Annotated in this window: 13 protein-coding genes and 1 pseudogene; 8 read left to right on the top strand and 6 right to left on the bottom strand. The window is 70.9% G+C overall.

Features of this window, described 5'->3' with window-relative positions; translation table 11 throughout:
- Position 1 precedes the first annotated feature (1 nt).
- The 3 genes from ABN273_RS18750 (at position 2) to ABN273_RS18740 (ending at position 2800) form a co-directional block, all read left to right on the top strand.
- A complete protein-coding gene (locus tag ABN273_RS18750; RefSeq protein WP_349450190.1) occupies positions 2-1780 on the top strand; it encodes a glycoside hydrolase family 13 protein in 1779 nt (592 codons plus the stop codon).
- 90 nt (positions 1781-1870) lie between these two features.
- Complete coding sequence (locus tag ABN273_RS18745) at positions 1871-2485, top strand: TetR/AcrR family transcriptional regulator (protein ID WP_349450189.1); 615 nt, start codon at positions 1871-1873, stop codon at positions 2483-2485.
- A 9-nt stretch (positions 2486-2494) separates the two neighbouring features.
- Positions 2495-2800 carry a hypothetical protein gene (locus ABN273_RS18740; RefSeq protein ID WP_349450188.1) on the top strand — a complete coding sequence of 102 codons (306 nt, stop codon included), beginning with the start codon at positions 2495-2497 and terminating at the stop codon, positions 2798-2800.
- A 26-nt stretch (positions 2801-2826) separates the two neighbouring features.
- Here ABN273_RS18740 and ABN273_RS18735 read toward each other — a convergent pair whose 3' ends face one another.
- Together ABN273_RS18735 and ABN273_RS18730 are read right to left on the bottom strand one after the other, a co-directional pair.
- On the bottom strand, positions 2827-3984 hold the full coding sequence (locus ABN273_RS18735; RefSeq protein WP_349450187.1) for a thiolase family protein: 1158 nt from the start codon (positions 3982-3984) through the stop codon (positions 2827-2829).
- 74 nt (positions 3985-4058) lie between these two features.
- Positions 4059-4622, bottom strand: a complete 564-nt coding sequence (locus ABN273_RS18730) for a TetR/AcrR family transcriptional regulator (RefSeq protein ID WP_349450186.1) — start codon at positions 4620-4622, stop codon at positions 4059-4061.
- Between the two features lie 55 nt (positions 4623-4677).
- On the opposite strand from ABN273_RS18730, the gene ABN273_RS18725 reads away from it, so the two are divergent.
- The gene (locus ABN273_RS18725) at positions 4678-7776 is read left to right on the top strand and encodes a bifunctional cytochrome P450/NADPH--P450 reductase (RefSeq protein WP_349450185.1); all 3099 of its coding nucleotides are present in this window, start codon (positions 4678-4680) and stop codon (positions 7774-7776) included.
- 255 nt (positions 7777-8031) lie between these two features.
- A complete protein-coding gene (locus tag ABN273_RS18720; protein ID WP_349450184.1) occupies positions 8032-8643 on the top strand; it encodes an ACT domain-containing protein in 612 nt (203 codons plus the stop codon).
- 3 nt (positions 8644-8646) lie between these two features.
- Here the strand turns inward: ABN273_RS18720 and ABN273_RS18715 are convergent, their stop codons facing one another.
- Positions 8647-9003 (bottom strand): ArsR/SmtB family transcription factor, encoded by a 357-nt coding sequence (locus ABN273_RS18715; protein WP_349450183.1) that lies wholly within the window; start codon positions 9001-9003, stop codon positions 8647-8649.
- 137 nt (positions 9004-9140) lie between these two features.
- Here ABN273_RS18715 and ABN273_RS18710 point away from each other — a divergent pair, with 137 nt between their 5' ends.
- Positions 9141-10124, top strand: a complete 984-nt coding sequence (locus tag ABN273_RS18710; protein ID WP_349450182.1) for a cation diffusion facilitator family transporter — start codon at positions 9141-9143, stop codon at positions 10122-10124.
- A 34-nt stretch (positions 10125-10158) separates the two neighbouring features.
- On the opposite strand, the gene ABN273_RS18705 is transcribed toward ABN273_RS18710, so the two are convergent.
- Complete coding sequence (locus ABN273_RS18705) at positions 10159-10632, bottom strand: bifunctional 4-hydroxy-2-oxoglutarate aldolase/2-dehydro-3-deoxy-phosphogluconate aldolase (protein ID WP_349450181.1); 474 nt, start codon at positions 10630-10632, stop codon at positions 10159-10161.
- Positions 10633-10725: 93 nt separating this feature from the next.
- On the opposite strand from ABN273_RS18705, the gene ABN273_RS18700 reads away from it, so the two are divergent.
- Positions 10726-11937 (top strand): MFS transporter, encoded by a 1212-nt coding sequence (locus ABN273_RS18700; RefSeq protein ID WP_349450180.1) that lies wholly within the window; start codon positions 10726-10728, stop codon positions 11935-11937.
- Here ABN273_RS18700 and ABN273_RS18695 read toward each other — a convergent pair.
- Complete coding sequence (locus ABN273_RS18695; RefSeq protein ID WP_349450179.1) at positions 11921-12796, bottom strand: carbohydrate kinase family protein; 876 nt, start codon at positions 12794-12796, stop codon at positions 11921-11923. The genes ABN273_RS18700 and ABN273_RS18695 overlap by 17 nt on opposite strands.
- A gap of 35 nt (positions 12797-12831) precedes the next feature.
- Positions 12832-13859 (bottom strand): annotated as a pseudogene (locus ABN273_RS18690) (LacI family DNA-binding transcriptional regulator).
- A gap of 379 nt (positions 13860-14238) precedes the next feature.
- On the opposite strand from ABN273_RS18690, the gene ABN273_RS18685 reads away from it, so the two are divergent.
- Positions 14239-15525, top strand: a complete 1287-nt coding sequence (locus ABN273_RS18685) for an ABC transporter ATP-binding protein (protein ID WP_349450178.1) — start codon at positions 14239-14241, stop codon at positions 15523-15525.
- Positions 15526-15599: the final 74 nt, after the last annotated feature.

Genomic DNA, 15599 nt, shown 5'->3' with positions numbered 1-15599 from the left:
ATTGCGCTTCATCGGGGAGCCGCATCACGACGGCTCAGCTCTGTACGTCTCCGACCAGGAACCCGCCGTGGGCTCGCGGGTGACGCTGTGGCTGCGGGCGCCGCTGGCCGCCGGGATCACGGGCGTGCACGTACGCACCGTGCACGACGGCGAGCCCCGCTACGCCGAGGCGGCGCCGGACCCGTCGCGGCGGGACGTGGGCGGATACGGCGGCACGGACGTCTGGTGGCGGGCCGAGATCGCGGCGGTCAACCCCGTCACCCCCTACCGATTCCTGCTCCACCGGCAGAGCGGCCAGGCGTGGCTGACGGCGGCCGGGCTCGTCACGCACGACGTGACCGACGCGAGCGACTTCCGCCTCGTGTGCCACCAGCCGCCGCCCTCGTGGATGTCGGACGCGATCGTCTACCAGATCTTCCCCGACCGCTTCGACCGCTCCGGGCTCATGCCCGAGCCGCCCGACTGGGCGCTGCCGCGGGACTGGGACCGCGACCCGGTCATCCCCGGCGGCCCCGGCACCTCCGAGCAGTTCTACGGCGGCGACCTCGACGGCATCGTCCGGCGGCTCGACCACGTCCAGAGCCTCGGCGCCGACACCGTCTACCTGACGCCGATCTTCCCCGCCCGCTCCAACCACCGCTACAACGCCGCCACGTTCGAGCACGTCGACCCGCTGCTCGGCGGCGACGAGGCGCTGCACCGGCTGTCCCGCGCGCTGCACGCGCGCGGCATGCGGCTGCTCGGCGACATCACCACCAACCACTGCGGCGACACGCACGAATGGTTCACCGCGGCCGTGTCCGACGTGAACGCGGTCGAACGCGAGATGTTCTACTTCGACCCCGACACCGGCGACTACGAGTCCTGGTGGGGCGTCAAGACGCTGCCCAAGCTCAACTGGGGCAGCGAGCTGGTCCGCGCCAGCATGCGCGCGGTGCTGAAGAAGTGGCTGGGGCCGCTCGACGGCTGGCGCGTGGACGTGGCCAACATGACCGGCAGGCGCGGCGCCGACGACCACAACCACGAGGTCGCCGCCATGCTGCGGGCCGAGGTCGGCCCCGAGGCCGCGTTCATCGCCGAGCACAACCACGACGCCTCGCCCGACCTCGACCGCGACGGCTGGCACGGCACCATGAACTACGGCGGCTTCACCCGTCCCGTCTGGACCTGGCTGCGCGGGCCCGAGCTGGACCTGGAGCACTTCCTCGGCGTGCCGGGCGGCGTGCCCTCGCGCGACGGGACGGCCACGCTGGCCACGTTCAGGTCGTTCGCGTCCCACATGTCGTGGCGTTCGCTCGTGCACTCCTGGCAGCTGCTCGACTCGCATGACTCGCCCCGCATCCGCACCGTCACCGGCTCGCGCGAGCGCCACCTGCTCGCGCTCGGGCTGCAGGCTACGCTGCCGGGCACGCCGATGGTTTTCGCGGGCAGCGAGTTCGGCCTGAGCGGCGTGAACGGTGAGCACTCCCGCACCCCGATGCCCTGGAACCGGCCCGCGGACCAGGACCTGCCGACGCTGGCGGCCTACCGGGAGCTGCTCGGGCTGCGCCGCGCCGAGCCCGCGCTGCGCCACGGCGGGCTGCGCTGGCTGCACGCCGACGCGGACTGCCTGGTCTTCGTGCGCGAGACGTACGAGGAGTCGATCCTGGTGTGCGTGCGGCGGGCGCCGGGCGATCCGCTCCGCCTCGGTGTTCAGGCGTCCGGCGTGTACAACGCCGAGGACGGCGACGTGCTGCCCGGAGACGGACCGTCGATCCGTGTCTGGCGCCTCACCCGTTGATCGGCCTACGGTCGGCGGCCGGAAGCAGGCGCCTACCAGCACTGATGTGCGCTCTCGTGTAAATATATAGTCAGTGTAAGCTTCGTGGCCATGGAGGAGTCACGCCGCGAGCGCAAGAAACGACAGACCAGGCAGTTGCTCGTCAGCACGGCGCTCCGGCTGTTTGCGCAGCAGGGATACGACCAGACGACCGTCGCGCAGATCGCTGCCGCTGCCGACGTCGCCACCAAGACGTTCTTCAACTACTTCCCCACCAAGGAAGACGTGCTGTTCGCCCAGGCCGAGCAGTACATGGAGCTGTCGGCCGACGTGGTCGCCGCGCGGGAGCCGACGGACGGCCTCGCCGAGGTGCTGCTCAAGGCGTACGAGCAGGTCATCGCCCACTATCTGACCGTGGGCCCGATGGCCGGCGACCGCGAGCTGACGAAGGTCTACGAGCAGGTCCTCATGACCGTGCCCGCCGTTCAGGCCAGGGCCCTGCACCTGCTGTTCGACCTGCAGCGCGAGCTGGCCAGGCAGCTGCTGAAGGCCTTTCCCGACAAGCTCGACCCGATCAGCGCCGCGGTGGTGGCCGGGGTCTTCATGGGCGCCGTCCAGTCCGCGGGCAACGCCGCGCGCGAGCTCGGCCAGTCGTCGGATGAGGAGATCACGGAGTCGATGCGCCGCGGCGTCGAGATCGCCATGCGGGGGCTGCGCTCGTTCTAGAGTGGGCGGGTGCTTCCAGATCTTCGCCAGCCGCTGGTGAGGCAGCTCGCCGAGTCCGACGCGCCCCGCCGCTACTGGCACATGGCCGACGACGACGGGCGCGCCTGGCTCTTCGAGAGCGTCGAGGGCGACGCCCACGAGCAGTGGGCGGTGCGGCAGGTGCTGGTGGGCGCCGACCGGGCCGCCCGCCGCTACTGGTGGCGTCACCTGCAGGACGAGCACGGCTTCCTCGCCGACCAGCCGCTGGAGATCTGGGAGCTGACCGAGATCACGGAGCCGGCGTTCGAGGCCGTCTGGGAGGCGAGCGCCGGCTGAGCCCGGTTCCTGGCGGCTGGTTGTCGTTACAGGCGTTCGAGGATCATGGCGTTGGCCAGGCCGCCGGCCTCGCACATGGTCTGCAGGGCGTAGCGGGCGCCGCGCTCGCGCATCGCGTGCACCAGCGTCGTGGCGATGCGGGCGCCGCTCGCGCCCAGCGGGTGGCCGAGCGCGATGGCGCCGCCCTTGACGTTGACCTTGGCCGGGTCGGCGCCGGTCTCCTGCAGCCAGGCCAGCACGACGCTCGCGAACGCCTCGTTGACCTCGAACAGGTCGATGTCGGCGAGATTCAGCCCCGCGCGGCGCAGCACCTTCTCCGTGGCGGGGATGACGGCCGTGAGCATGAGGATCGGGTCCGCGCCCGCGACGGCGAAGCTGTGCAGGCGGGCCAGGGGGCGCAGGCCCAGCCGGGCCGCCGTCTCCGAGCTCGTGATCAGCACGGCCGCCGCCCCGTCGTTGATCGGGCTGGTGTTGCCCGCGGTGACCGACCAGTCGATCTGCGGGAACCGCTCGGCGTAGCCCGGGTCGGCGAAGGCGGGCTTGAGGCCGGCCAGGATCTCCGGCGTCGTGCCGGGGCGTACCGACTCGTCCCGCTCGAGCCCGGCGAGGGGCGCGAGCTCGTCGGCGAAGGAGGCCGCGGCGGCCTTGCGGTGCGAGTCCGCGGAGAACACGTCCTGCTGCTCGCGGCTGAGCGACCACTTGGCGGCGATCAGCTCGGCGCTGATGCCCTGCGGCACCAGGCCCTCGGGGAAGCGCGCGGCCATCGCGGGGCCGAACGGGTCGGCGCCGGGAGGCACGTTCGACCACATCGGCACGCGGCTCATCGACTCCACGCCGCACGCCACCACCAGGTCGTACGCGCCCGCCATGACCCCCTGCGCGGCGAAATGCACGGCCTGCTGGGACGAGCCGCACTGCCGGTCCACGGTGACCGCGGGCACCGACTCCGGGAAGCCGGCCGCCAGCCAGGCGTTGCGCGTGGTGTTCATGGCCTGCTCGCCCACCTGGTCGACGCAGCCGCCGATCACGTCGTCCACCAGCGACGGATCCACCCCGCTGCGCTCGATCAGCGCGCGCAGGGTGTGGGCCAGCAGGTCCACCGGGTGGATCGCGGTCAGGCCGCCGCCCGCCTTGCCCTTGCCGATCGGAGTGCGTACGGCCTGCACGATGACCGCGTCACGCATCGCGCCCTCCTTGTGGGTTGGAAAACTGAACCCACTCTAGCGCGAGCGGGTTGGGTTTTCCAACGCACCTCTGATCAGCTGGAGAAGCTCGCGATGCCGTTGATGATCAGGTGGACGGCCGTGTCGAAGTTGTGGCTGATCTCTTCGGGGTCGTCCGACATGTGGCCCTGGGTCTCGGCCACGATGAAGCCCGCGACGAACGCGTTCAGGATCTCGCTCGTCCGCCGCAGCTCCGGCTCCGGGACCCCCGCCAGCCGCAGGATGCGATAGAGCGTCTGCCAGATCGCCATCTGGTGGTCGGCGACGAGCTGGGGGTGGGTGTGCACATATCCCCACAAGGCCGGATGTTCCCGGGCGTGCCGGTGGTACGCCAGCGCCAGCGCCTTGAGCTGGTCCTGCCAGGGGGCGCCGTCGTCCGGCGGCACGAGCATTCGCTTGGCCGCGATGGCGCAGACCAGCTTGAGCAGCGCCTCCTTGTTCTCCACGTGGTGGTAGAGCGACATGGGGTTGACGTCCAGCTCGGTCGCCAGCTTGCGCATGGACAGCCCCTCCACCCCGCCCTCGTCTATCAGGCGTGCCGCCGTGGAGCCGATCTCTTCGAGGGTCAGGGGAGTCCCCCTGCGTGCGCTCACCGCCATACACCGTATGGTAGCGTCAGCCATACGGTGTATGGCTACTCGAAAGGGAGCAATCATGGCGCAGATCCCCGCACCCCAGGGCCTGCCCATTCTGGGCAACACGCTGCAGATTCCCTCTCACTCGCCGGTGGAGCACTTCGTCCAGGTCGCCTCCCGGTACGAAGAGGGCATCTTCCGGCTGGAGGTCACAGGTCGCACGATCGTGCTGGTGTACGACCCCGATCTGGTCGCGGAGGCGTGCGATGAGAGCCGGTTCGTCAAGCGCATCAGGCCGCCGCTGTCGATCGTGCGTGACTTCGGCGGCGACGGGCTGTTCACGGCCGACCACGACGAGCCGGTGTGGGGGCACGCTCATCGCATCCTGATGCCGGCCTTCAGCCAGCGCTCGATGAAGGCGTACTACCCGCAGATGCTCGAGATCGCCGAGCAGCTCGTCGAGTCCTGGGCAGGCCGCCAGGGGGAGGACCTGCCCGTCGCCGACGACATGACCAGGCTCACCCTGGACACGATCTCGCTCACCGGGTTCGGTTACCGGTTCCACTCGTTCGACTCGCCAGAGCTGCACCCGTTCCTGCAGGCCATGGGTGGCGCGCTGACCGCGGCCATGCTGCGCAACCAGCAGCTGCCGTTCGTCACCAAGCTCAGGCGCGGGCAGGACGAGGCGTACCGGCGCGACATCGCCACCATGCAGCAGCTCGTCGACGACGTGATCAGGCAGCGCCGTGCCGAGGGCGTCGCCGGCTCGAAGGACCTGCTGGGCCTGATGCTGGAGGCGTCCGACCCGCAGACCGGCGCCCGCCTGTCCGACGAGAACATCCGCAACCAGGTCCTCACCTTCCTCATCGCCGGCCACGAGACCACCAGCGGGCTGCTCTCGTTCGCCCTGTACAACCTGCTGCGCGAGCCGCACACCCTGGCGCGCGCCTACGACGAGGTGGACCGGCTGCTGCCGGGCGACGAGCCGCCCACGTACGAGACGATCATGAAGCTCGACGTCATCCCCCGCATCCTGGAGGAGACGCTGCGCATCTGGTCGCCGATCCCGGCGTTCGGCGTGGTAGCGGTCGAGGACACCACGATCGGCGACTACCCCATCGCCAAGGGCCAGGGCGTCACCATGCTGCTGCCGACGCTGCACCGCAACCCCAAGGCCTGGGAGCGGCCCGACGAGTTCGACATCGACCGCTGGCTGCCGGAGAACAAGAAGAACCACCACCCCGGGGCGTACAAGCCGTTCGGCAACGGCGAGCGCGCCTGCATCGGCCGCCAGTTCGCGCTCACCGAGGCCAGGCTGGCGCTGGCGATGGTCCTGCGGCGGTTCGCGATCTCCGACCCGAACGTCTACCGCATGAAGATCAAGCAGACGCTCACGCTCAAGCCCGACGGGTTCACGCTCAGGGTCCGCGAGCGGCGCGCGCACGAGCGGGCCGTGGTCGTGGCCCAGGAGGTCGAGGAGAGCGAGCAGCAGGAGATCGCCGTGACCGGCGTCCCGCTCACCGTCGCGTACGGCTCCAACCTCGGCACCAGCTCCGACATCGCCGAGCGCCTGGCCGAGCGGGCCGGCCGCGCGGGCTTCGCCACCACGCTGACCACGCTCGACGACATGACGCCGCCGAGCGAGGGCCTGCTGATCGTGGTCGCCTCCTCCTACAACGGCAAGGCCCCCGACAACGCCCAGCACTTCGACGCGCTCGAGACGCTGCCCGACCTGTCCGGGGTCCGGCTGGCCGTGCTGGGCTGCGGGAACACGCAGTGGCCCACGTACCAGGAGTTCCCGAAGCGCGCGTACGAGAAGCTGACGGCCGCGGGAGCGGCGCCGCTGATCGAGCGCGGCGAGGCCGACGCGGACGGCGACTTCGACGGCGACGTGTCCGCGTGGACCGCGAAGCTGTGGGCGGCGCTGGCCGAGGAGTACAGCGCCTCCGCGGAGAGCGCCGGGCCGCGCTACGAGATGGAGGTCTTGAGCGAGGCCGAGGTCAGGCCCGCGGTCGTCTCCTCGCGTGCCTTCCCGCTCACCGTCGTCTCCAACGAGGAGCTGACCGGAGACCCCACCGGGCTCTGGGACTTCTCGATCGAGGCGCCGCGTCCCGGCGTGCGCTCGATCGTGGCCAGGCTGCCCGAGGGCGTCACGTACTCGGCGGGCGACCACGTGGCCGTCTTCGCCAAGAACGACCCCGAGCTGGTGGAGTGGGCGCTGCGCTGCCTGCGCGTCCCCCGGGAGCAGGTGGTACGGCTGCGCGCCGCCGGATCCACCCACCTGCCCGTGGACACGCCGGTCACGGCGGGCCTGCTGCTGACCGAGTTCGCCGAGCTGCAGGACGTGGCCACCAGGGCCGACATCGAGGCGCTTGCCGCCCACACCGAATGCCCGTGGACCCGCGGCCAGCTCGCCGAGCTGACCGCCGCCTACGCCGACGAGATCCTCGCCAAGCGCGTCTCCCCGCTGGCGCTGCTCGAGCGCTTCCCGGCGATCTCGCTGCCGCTGCCGGTGTTCCTGGAGATGGCCGGGCCCATCAAGCCGCGCTACTACTCGGTCTCCTCCTCGCCGCTGGCGGACCCGTCGCTCGTGCGCATCACCGTCGGCCTGGTGGAGGGGCCCGCGTGGTCGGGCACCGGCACGTACCAGGGCATGTGCTCCGCCTACCTCGCCGGCCTGAAGGAGGGCGAGGTGTTCTACGGCTACGTCCGCGTGCCCGCGCCGCCGTTCCGGCTGCCGGACGACCCGGCCACGCCGGTCATCCTCGTCGGCCCCGGCACCGGCTTCGCCCCGCTGCGCGGCTTCCTCGAGGAGCGCGCCCTGACGGGCGCCTCCGGCCGGGCCGCGATCTTCACCGGGTGCCGCCACCCTCAGCACGACGAGCTGTACGCCGGCGACCTCGCCCGCTGGGGCGTGTCTGCGCACGTCGCGTACTCCGCCGTGCCGGGGCACCCGTACCGGTACGTCCAGGACGCCATCGCCGCGCACGCCGGCGAGGTGTGGGAGCTGCTCTCGCAGGGCGCGCACGTGTACGTGTGCGGCGACGGGCTGCGGATGGCTCCGGCGGTGCGGCAGGCGCTGCTGGATGTCTACCGGGAGCGGACGGGGCAGGACGGCGCCGAGTGGCTGGCCGAGCTGGAGGCGGTCGGACGCTACCAGCAGGACGTGTTCGCCTGACCGCCCAGAGCGCGCCCGCCGCACGGCACCGGCTTCCCGCCGGCGCTGGGTGGCGGGCGGCTGGGCGGCATGGGACGGCGGCGTGTGCCGGGGCAGGGGCGTACTATGACCTGCGGAAACTTGCGCCAGCCCTTTATCGACAATCCGGACTTAACCCTGCATGCTGGGATATAACCGCAGCATGTGCGACATATCCGTGGAATATTCTCGAAACCTTTCCACGGCACTGTGGGAGCCTCTGGAAAGGGGGCGGCAATGCTGCTGCGACTGAGGGCGTCGCTGCCAGACCGGCCGGGCGGCCTTGGACAGGTCGCCCGGGCTTTGGGCGCGCTTGGGGCGGACATCCTGCAAGTCATCGTGCTCGAACGCGAGAGCGGTCGGGCCGTGGACGACTTCACCGTCTCGTGGCCGGGGCCGGTGACCACGTCCGAGGCCCGCGAGCGGCTGTCCGCCGTGCCGGGCATACGGGTGGAGGGCGTCTGGGCGACCAAGGAGGTGCCGGGCTCGGCACTGGACTACGACCTGCTCATGCACGTCGTGTCCGAGCCCGCACGGGGCTTCGCCACGCTGGTGGACGCGCTGCCGGGGTTGTGCGGTGCGGAGTGGTCGGTGGCGCTGGCCGACGGGGCCGTGCGACACGCCTCGCTGGCCGCTCCCAAGAAGTTCGAACTGGACCTGCCGGAGCCGCCGCCGCGTGCCGCCGCCATGGACGCCAACGAACTGCGGTTGATGCTCCTGCCTGTGGTGGCCCAGGGCCTGCATCTGGTGGTCGCCAGGGCGGACGGGCCGGTGTTCCACCGCGCCGAGCTGGAACGTGCCGCCCGCATCGTGGACGTGGTCGCCAAGCTGGCCGCCCGGGCCCGCTGACGTTCAGTCGTGGCGGGGCAGGCCCGAGACCTCGTGGCCGGCATGGGACAGGGCCTCGGCGATGAGGGCCCGTACGTGGGAGTCGCGCGCCCGGTAGAGCACGCGACGCCCGTCCCTGCGCGTGTCCACCAGGCCCGCCAGCCTGAGCTTGGCCAGGTGCTGCGACACGGACGGTCGCGGCACGCCGATGGCCTGGGCAAGGGAGTTCACATCCTGCTCGCCGGATGACAGCAACCACATCAGCCTCAGCCGGGTGCCGTCGCTGAGCATGCGAAAGGCGTCCACAGCGGCGTTCACCTGGGCGGGAGTGGGTTGCTCCTGCGACTGGTTGGCACCTGAGACGTTGCCGCGTGCGTACATGACTACATATCATGGTCAAAACGGACCAATCGCGCAAGCGAAGGGATGCCATGGCTGACCAGCGGGACCTTCGAGGGCACGGACACGGGCACGGACACGGGCATGGGCATTCCGGGGCGGCGGGGAGATTCGCGCGCATGGTGCGCGAGGTCGTGTCCCACGGCCTGTTCAGGACGCATAGCCACGACAGCGCCGACAAGACCGACGCCGCCCTTGAGTCCAGCAGCCGCGGCATGCGCGTGCTGGCCATCTCGTTCGCCGTCCTGATGACCACCGCCGCCGTCCAGGCGGTGATCGTCATGGCCTCCGGTTCGGTCGCGCTGCTCGGCGACACCCTGCACAACCTCGCGGACGCCCTCACCGCCGTCCCGCTGGCGATCGCGTTCTCCCTCGGCCGCCGCGCCGCCACCCGCCGCTTCACCTACGGGTACGGCAGGGCGGAGGACCTCGCGGGCATCGTCATCGTCCTCCTGATCGCCGCCTCGGCGGCCCTGGCCGGGTACGAGGCCGTCATGCGGCTGCTGAACCCCCAGGACATCAGGGCCGTCGGCTGGGTGGCGGGGGCGGCCCTGGCCGGGTTCGCGGGCAACGAATGGGTGGCCCGGTACCGGATCAAGGTGGGCAGGGAGATCGGCTCGGCCGCCCTGGTGGCGGACGGCCTGCACGCCAGGACCGACGGCTTCACCTCGCTGGCCGTACTCCTGGGCGCGGGCGGTGCGGCGCTCGGCTTCCCGCTTGCCGACCCGATCGTGGGACTGCTGATCACGTTCGCCATCTGTTTCGTGCTGCGCGACGCGGCCCGCGAGATCTACCACCGGCTCATGGACGCCGTGGACCCCGCCCTCGTGGACACCGCCGAACGCATCCTGGGCACGGTGGACGGGGTGCAGCGGGTCGGCTCCGTACGCCTGCGCTGGATCGGTCACGCCCTGCACGCCGAGGTGGAGATCCTCGTGGACCACGGCATGTCGGTGGTGGACGCGCACGCGGTGGCGGTGGAGGCCGAACACCGGCTCATCCACGACCTCCCGCGTCTGAAGGCCGCCACCGTCCACACCGACCCGCACGGCCCGGCAGGCGCCGACCACCACGCCAGCCTGTCTTCCCACCGCACCATCTGAACCTGCCCCGTGCCCCACGCACACGTGGGCCAGCCTACCGCGCCGCGACCTCGGCGAGCTTGGCCAGGAGGGCGGTGACGCGGTCACCCGCCGCCTTCGCGCCCCCGGAGGTCAGCGCAGAGCCCATCCCGCAGGCCACGGCGCCCGCCGCGATCCATTCCTGCGCGTTGTCGATGGTCACGCCCCCGGTGGGGATCGCGGGCGCCTGGGGCAGCGCCTGCCGCACGTCCCGCAGCCACGACGGTGACACGCCGGAGGCCGGGAAGATCTTCACCGCGTCCGCACCCTCCTCCAGAGCCCGGACGATCTCGGTCGGGGTCGCCACGCCGGGGAAGACGGGCACGCCGTAGCGGTGGCCGGTGCGGATCACGTCGGGGTGCAGGCTCGGCGAGACCAGGAACCGCGCCCCGGCCTCCACGGCGGCGCGGGCCGCGGCGGCGTCCAGCACGGTGCCCGCGCCCACCAGCGCCTCAGGCCGCCGCGCCAGGCCGGCGCCCGTGACTTCCACGCCTCCGACTCTAGAACCGCCACCCGTCTCCCTTGACCGCGAGCCGACCGTGAGGAACGCTGAAGCGGGAGACGTTGCCGGGGGCTATTACGCGTGAGGCGTCCATTCATCACCTTGCTTGCCGCCAACGCCCTTTCCGTCACCGGAAACGTGCTGTCCATGCTCGCCGTCCCGTGGTTCGTCCTGGAGAGCACGGGAAGCGCCGGGTTGACGGGGCTGGCCGCCTTCGCCACGACCTTCCCGATCGTCATCTCCGCGGCGTTCGGCGGCACGCTGGTGGACTGGCTGGGGTTCCGCTGGGCGAGCGTGCTGTCCGACCTGACGAGCGGCCTCGTCGTGCTCGCCATCCCCGCGCTGTCGCTGACGACCGGGCTCTCCTACCCGCTCCTGCTGCTGCTGTTGTTCGTACGCTGGCTGGTGGCCACTCCGGGGGAGACCGCGCGCAAGGCCATGCTGCCCGACCTGTCGGCGCTCGGGCGGGTGCGCATCAGCCGCGCGACGGCCGCGTACGACGGCGTCAACCGCGGCGCGACGATGGTGGGCGCCCCGCTCGCCGGAATCCTCATCCTCTGGGCGGGTCCCAGCACGCTGCTCATCGTCGACGGCGTCACCTTCCTGCTTTCCGCGCTGCTCATCTCCGGCGGAGTCCCGCACATCGACGTGGGAGAGCGCGAATCCGGCGGCTACCTGCGCGACCTGCGCGACGGGCTGACCTTCCTCTGGCGCGACCGGCTGCAGTTGAGCGCCACCGCGATGATCGTGGTCGTCAACATGCTGGACACGGGCGTGACCCAGGTGCTGCTGGCGCTGTACGCCCGCGACGTGGCAGGCGACCCCCGCGCGTTCGGCCTGCTCACCGGCGGGCTCGGGGCGGGCGCGGTGGCCGGGACCATCGTCTACGGCGCGGCCGGCGGACGATTACCCATGCGGCTGACCTACGGATGGTGCTTCCTCATCGCCGGCGTCCCGCGCGTATTGGTGCTGGCCCTCGGCGCCCCGTTTCCCGTGGCGCTCGGCGTTGCCGCCCTCTCCGGATTCGCGGCCGGCGCGATCAACCCCATTCTCGGCGTGATCCAGTTCGAGCGCATCCCCGCCCGCCTGAGAGCGCGGGCGCTCAGCGCCATGACGGCCGCCGCCTACGCGGCCATGCCGCTCGGCGGGCTGCTGGCCGGCTCGCTCACCGAACTGACCGGTCTCACGGCAACCCTGTACGCGTTCACCAGCGTCTACCTGATCGCGTCGATCCCGCCGTTCGTATGCCGGGCCTGGCGCGAACTGGACCGGTCGTCTACCGCGAAAACCTAGCCAGCAGCGGGGACTCGCTGATCGGGGACTCGTGGGTGCCGGCGACGGTGCAGGCGTGCGCCCCCGCGATCGACCCCAGCCGTACGCACTCCTCCAGCGACCGGCCCCGCACCGTGCCGTACAGGAAGCCGGAGACGAACGCGTCGCCCGCGCCGTTGCTGTCGGCCACCGCGCCGGGCAGCGGCACGGCCGGGAACGCGCGCGGCTCGCGGTCGCGCGTCAGGACGAGGCAGCCGTCGGCCCCGCGCGTGCACACGACCGTGTGGGCCCGGCCGCGCGCGAGGATGTCACGCATCGTCGTCAACGGGTCCTTGAGCGCGGTCGCCGACAGGAACACCAGGTCGGACCGGTGGGCGAAGTCCTTGTGGTAGTCGTTGACGCCGTCCCAGTCGTGCAGGTCGGTGGAGACGGGGATGCCGTCGAGGTCCGGGTAGACGTGGCGGCAGAAGTCCATGATCGAGACGTGGACGTGCCGGGCGCGCACGTTCGCGTACAGCTCGCGCGGCAGGCGCTCGCCGGGCGTGACCTTCGGGTCGTGGAGCGAGGTGCGGCGGCCGTCGGGGCCGACGAGCAGCACGCTGCGCCGGGTGCCCGCCGCGGCCGGCCCCCAGGAGCAGTCGATCTCGCGCAGCGCGTGGCGGACGAGCGCGCCCTGCGGGTCGTCACCGATCAGGTCGGCGAAGGCGACGCCCAGCCCGAGGGCGTGGCAGCCCAGCGCCACGCCGGCGCCGGTGTTGCCGATCCGGTCGACGACCGGCGGCACGTGGTAGGTGTCCTGGTACGGCAGCGGCAGCTCAGGCACGTACACCGTCGTGTCGATCCCGGCGCCGCCGAGGACCAGAACGTCGCGCGTGTGCATGGCCCCACTCCGTGAGGCGGGTCCGGTCGCTCCGCTCACCGGTTGACCAGGGGGCCGGAGCCGGTGGAGCCGCGGACGACCAGCTCCGGCTGGAAGATCAGCTCGACGTGCTTGGCCGGGGCGCCGTTCACCTCTTCGAGCAGCGTCTGCACGGCCGCCGAGGCCATGGCGCCGATCGGCTTGCGCACGGTGGTCAGCGGCGGGTCGGTGAACGCGATCAGCGGCGAGTCGTCGAACCCGACCACGGACACATCTCCCGGCACGGACAGCCCCCCTTCTCCCTGCAGGCGCGGATCGCGCCCAACGCCATCAGATCGCTCGCGCACACGATGCCGGTGCAGCCGCGGGTCAGCAGCTGCGCGGCGGCCGCCTGCCCGCCCTCGACGGAGAACAGGGAGTGGGCGATCAGCTCGTCGACGTCGGTCGCGCCGAGCAGCTGCGCCATGGCCTGCTTGTAGCCCTCGATCCTCCTGATCACCGGCACGAACCTGCGCGGCCCCAGCGCGAGCCCGATCCGCTCGTGGCCGAGGTCGACCAGGTGCTGCACGGACAGCCGGGCCGCCAGGCGGTCGTCGGAGGAGATGAAGGGCGCGTCGATCTTCTCGCTGTAGCCGTCGACCAGCACGATCGGCAGGCCGCGATCGGTCAGCCGGGTGTAGCGGTCCATGCGCGCGGTCGTGTCGGCGTGCAGCCCCGAGACGAACACGATGCCGCTCACGCCGCGATCGACCAGCAACTCGGTGAACTCGTCCTCCGGCGCGCCGCCGGGCAGCTGGGTGCAGAGCACCGGCGTGTAGCCGTGCTGGGTCAGCGCCTTCTCGATGGCCTGCGCGAACGCGGGGAAGATCGGGTTGTCCAGCTCCGGCGTCACCAGGCCGACCAGCCCGTTGCTGCGCTGCCGCAGCCGGGGCGGGCGCTCGTAGCCCATGAGGTCGAGCGCGGCCATCACCGCCTGGCGAGTGGCGACCGACACGCCTGGCTTGCCGTTGAGCACCCGGCTGACCGTGGCCTCACTCACCCCGGCCTGGGCGGCGATGTCGGCTAGGCGAGCGTGACCGTTCATGCCACACACTTTACTTTCAACCACGCCGCTGAATCCCCTGCTCCAGGGACATCCGAGGCTGTCAGGAGCTCCCCGTCCACGCCGAAGTCCACGGGTGTCTCCGTGAGGTACGCCTGGTAGATCGCGGTGTCCCGCCACCTTGCCGTCATAGTCTCCCCCTGAAGGTCTCGACTATGAAATCCCTTGCCGCAAGTTTACGCAAGCCCTTACATGCCTCTCCCGATACGGAAATTTCGGCTTTCGGTGTCCCAAAACGCTCGTCCGAAACTCCTAGGAAGGAGATTCTTTATGTCAAGGGTGGACATGTAGCGTTAAGGCGCGATGTACTACCTCTTCAATCAGCCTCGTCACAGGTGACACGCGCGCAAGGTGTAGGCCCATGAGCTCGGTCGTTCTCGACAAAGTGACCAAGGTGTATCCGGGCGACTACCTCGCAGTCGACCGGCTGAGCCTTCGGGCGGAGGCCGGCGAGTTCCTCGTCCTCCTCGGTCCATCCGGATGTGGCAAGTCCACGTTGCTCCGCATGATCGCGGGCTTGGAGGAGATCACCGAGGGCGACCTCTGGCTTGACGGGCAATTGGCCAACCACCTGGCTCCGCGCGATCGCGACGTCGCCATGGTGTTCCAGAACGGCGCGCTCTATCCGCACAGGACCGTACGGGGGAACATCGCCTTCCCGCTGGAGATCGCCAAGTCGGACCCGGCGATGGTGCGCGAGCGCGTGACCGAGCTGTCGAAGGCCCTGCACATCGACGAGACGCTGGACCGCCGCCCCGGCACGCTCTCCGGCGGCCAGCGGCAGCGCGTGGCGATGGGCCGGGCGATCGTCCGGCAGCCCAAGTTGTTCCTCATGGACGAGCCGCTGTCGAACCTCGACGCCGGCATGCGCACCGAGCTCCGCATGGAGATCTCGGCGCTGGTCAGGTCGCTCGGCGTGACCACGATCTACGTGACGCACGACCAGGTGGAGGCCCTGACGCTGGCCGACAGGATCGCCATACTGAACCGCGGGGTCCTCCAGGACGTCGGCACGCCGGCCCAGATTTACAACGATCCAGCTACCGCCTTCGTGGCGGCGTTCCTCAACTCCCAGCAGTTGAACCTGCTGGCGGCCGGCGTCAGGACGCCGCAGAACCAGTACGTCATGCTCGACTTCGGCCCGCACCGCCTCACGCTGCCGTGGAGCGATCCGAGGGCGTACGCGATCTCGCAGCACACGGGCGGGCAGGTGCTCGTCGGCCTGCGTCCCGACGGGCTGGCCCCGGTGCCGGAGTCGTATGAGGGGCCGTCCTTCTACGGGCGGGTGCGGGCGCTGGAGTACCACGGGCACGAGTGGCTGGCCTACATCGAGTGCGGGATGCCCGCCGTCCCGGTGCCCGAGCCGCCGGACCCGCGCCAGCGGATCAACGGCGAGAAGAACGGCTCGGGGAAGCTGTCGAGGCTGGTGCGGCGGATCTTCTCGGCCCCGAACCAGGAGGAGCCCCAGGAGCAGGAGAGGGTGGGCCAGCACCCGAACAGCGGCATCCACCGCCGCTCCGACCTGATCGTCCGCCTGGGCAACCGCCCCGTCTGGCGCGCCGGCGACGCGGCCAAGGTGGGCGTTGACCTCTCCCGCGTGATGATCTTCACCCTGGACGGCGCTCGTATCGACCCGCCCCGCCGCTAGTTTCGCCCGCTTTCCCTGCCACCCCGGGACCGTGCGCGTCCGCTGATCGTCCCGCGCCTTCGCATGTTGACTAA

Origin of the sequence: Nonomuraea sp. B19D2, assembly GCF_040137845.1 — a bacterium.
Lineage (GTDB): Bacteria > Actinomycetota > Actinomycetes > Streptosporangiales > Streptosporangiaceae > Nonomuraea.
Note: the sequence above shows the minus strand (reverse complement) of the source record. Positions and strands in the feature narration are given on the sequence as shown.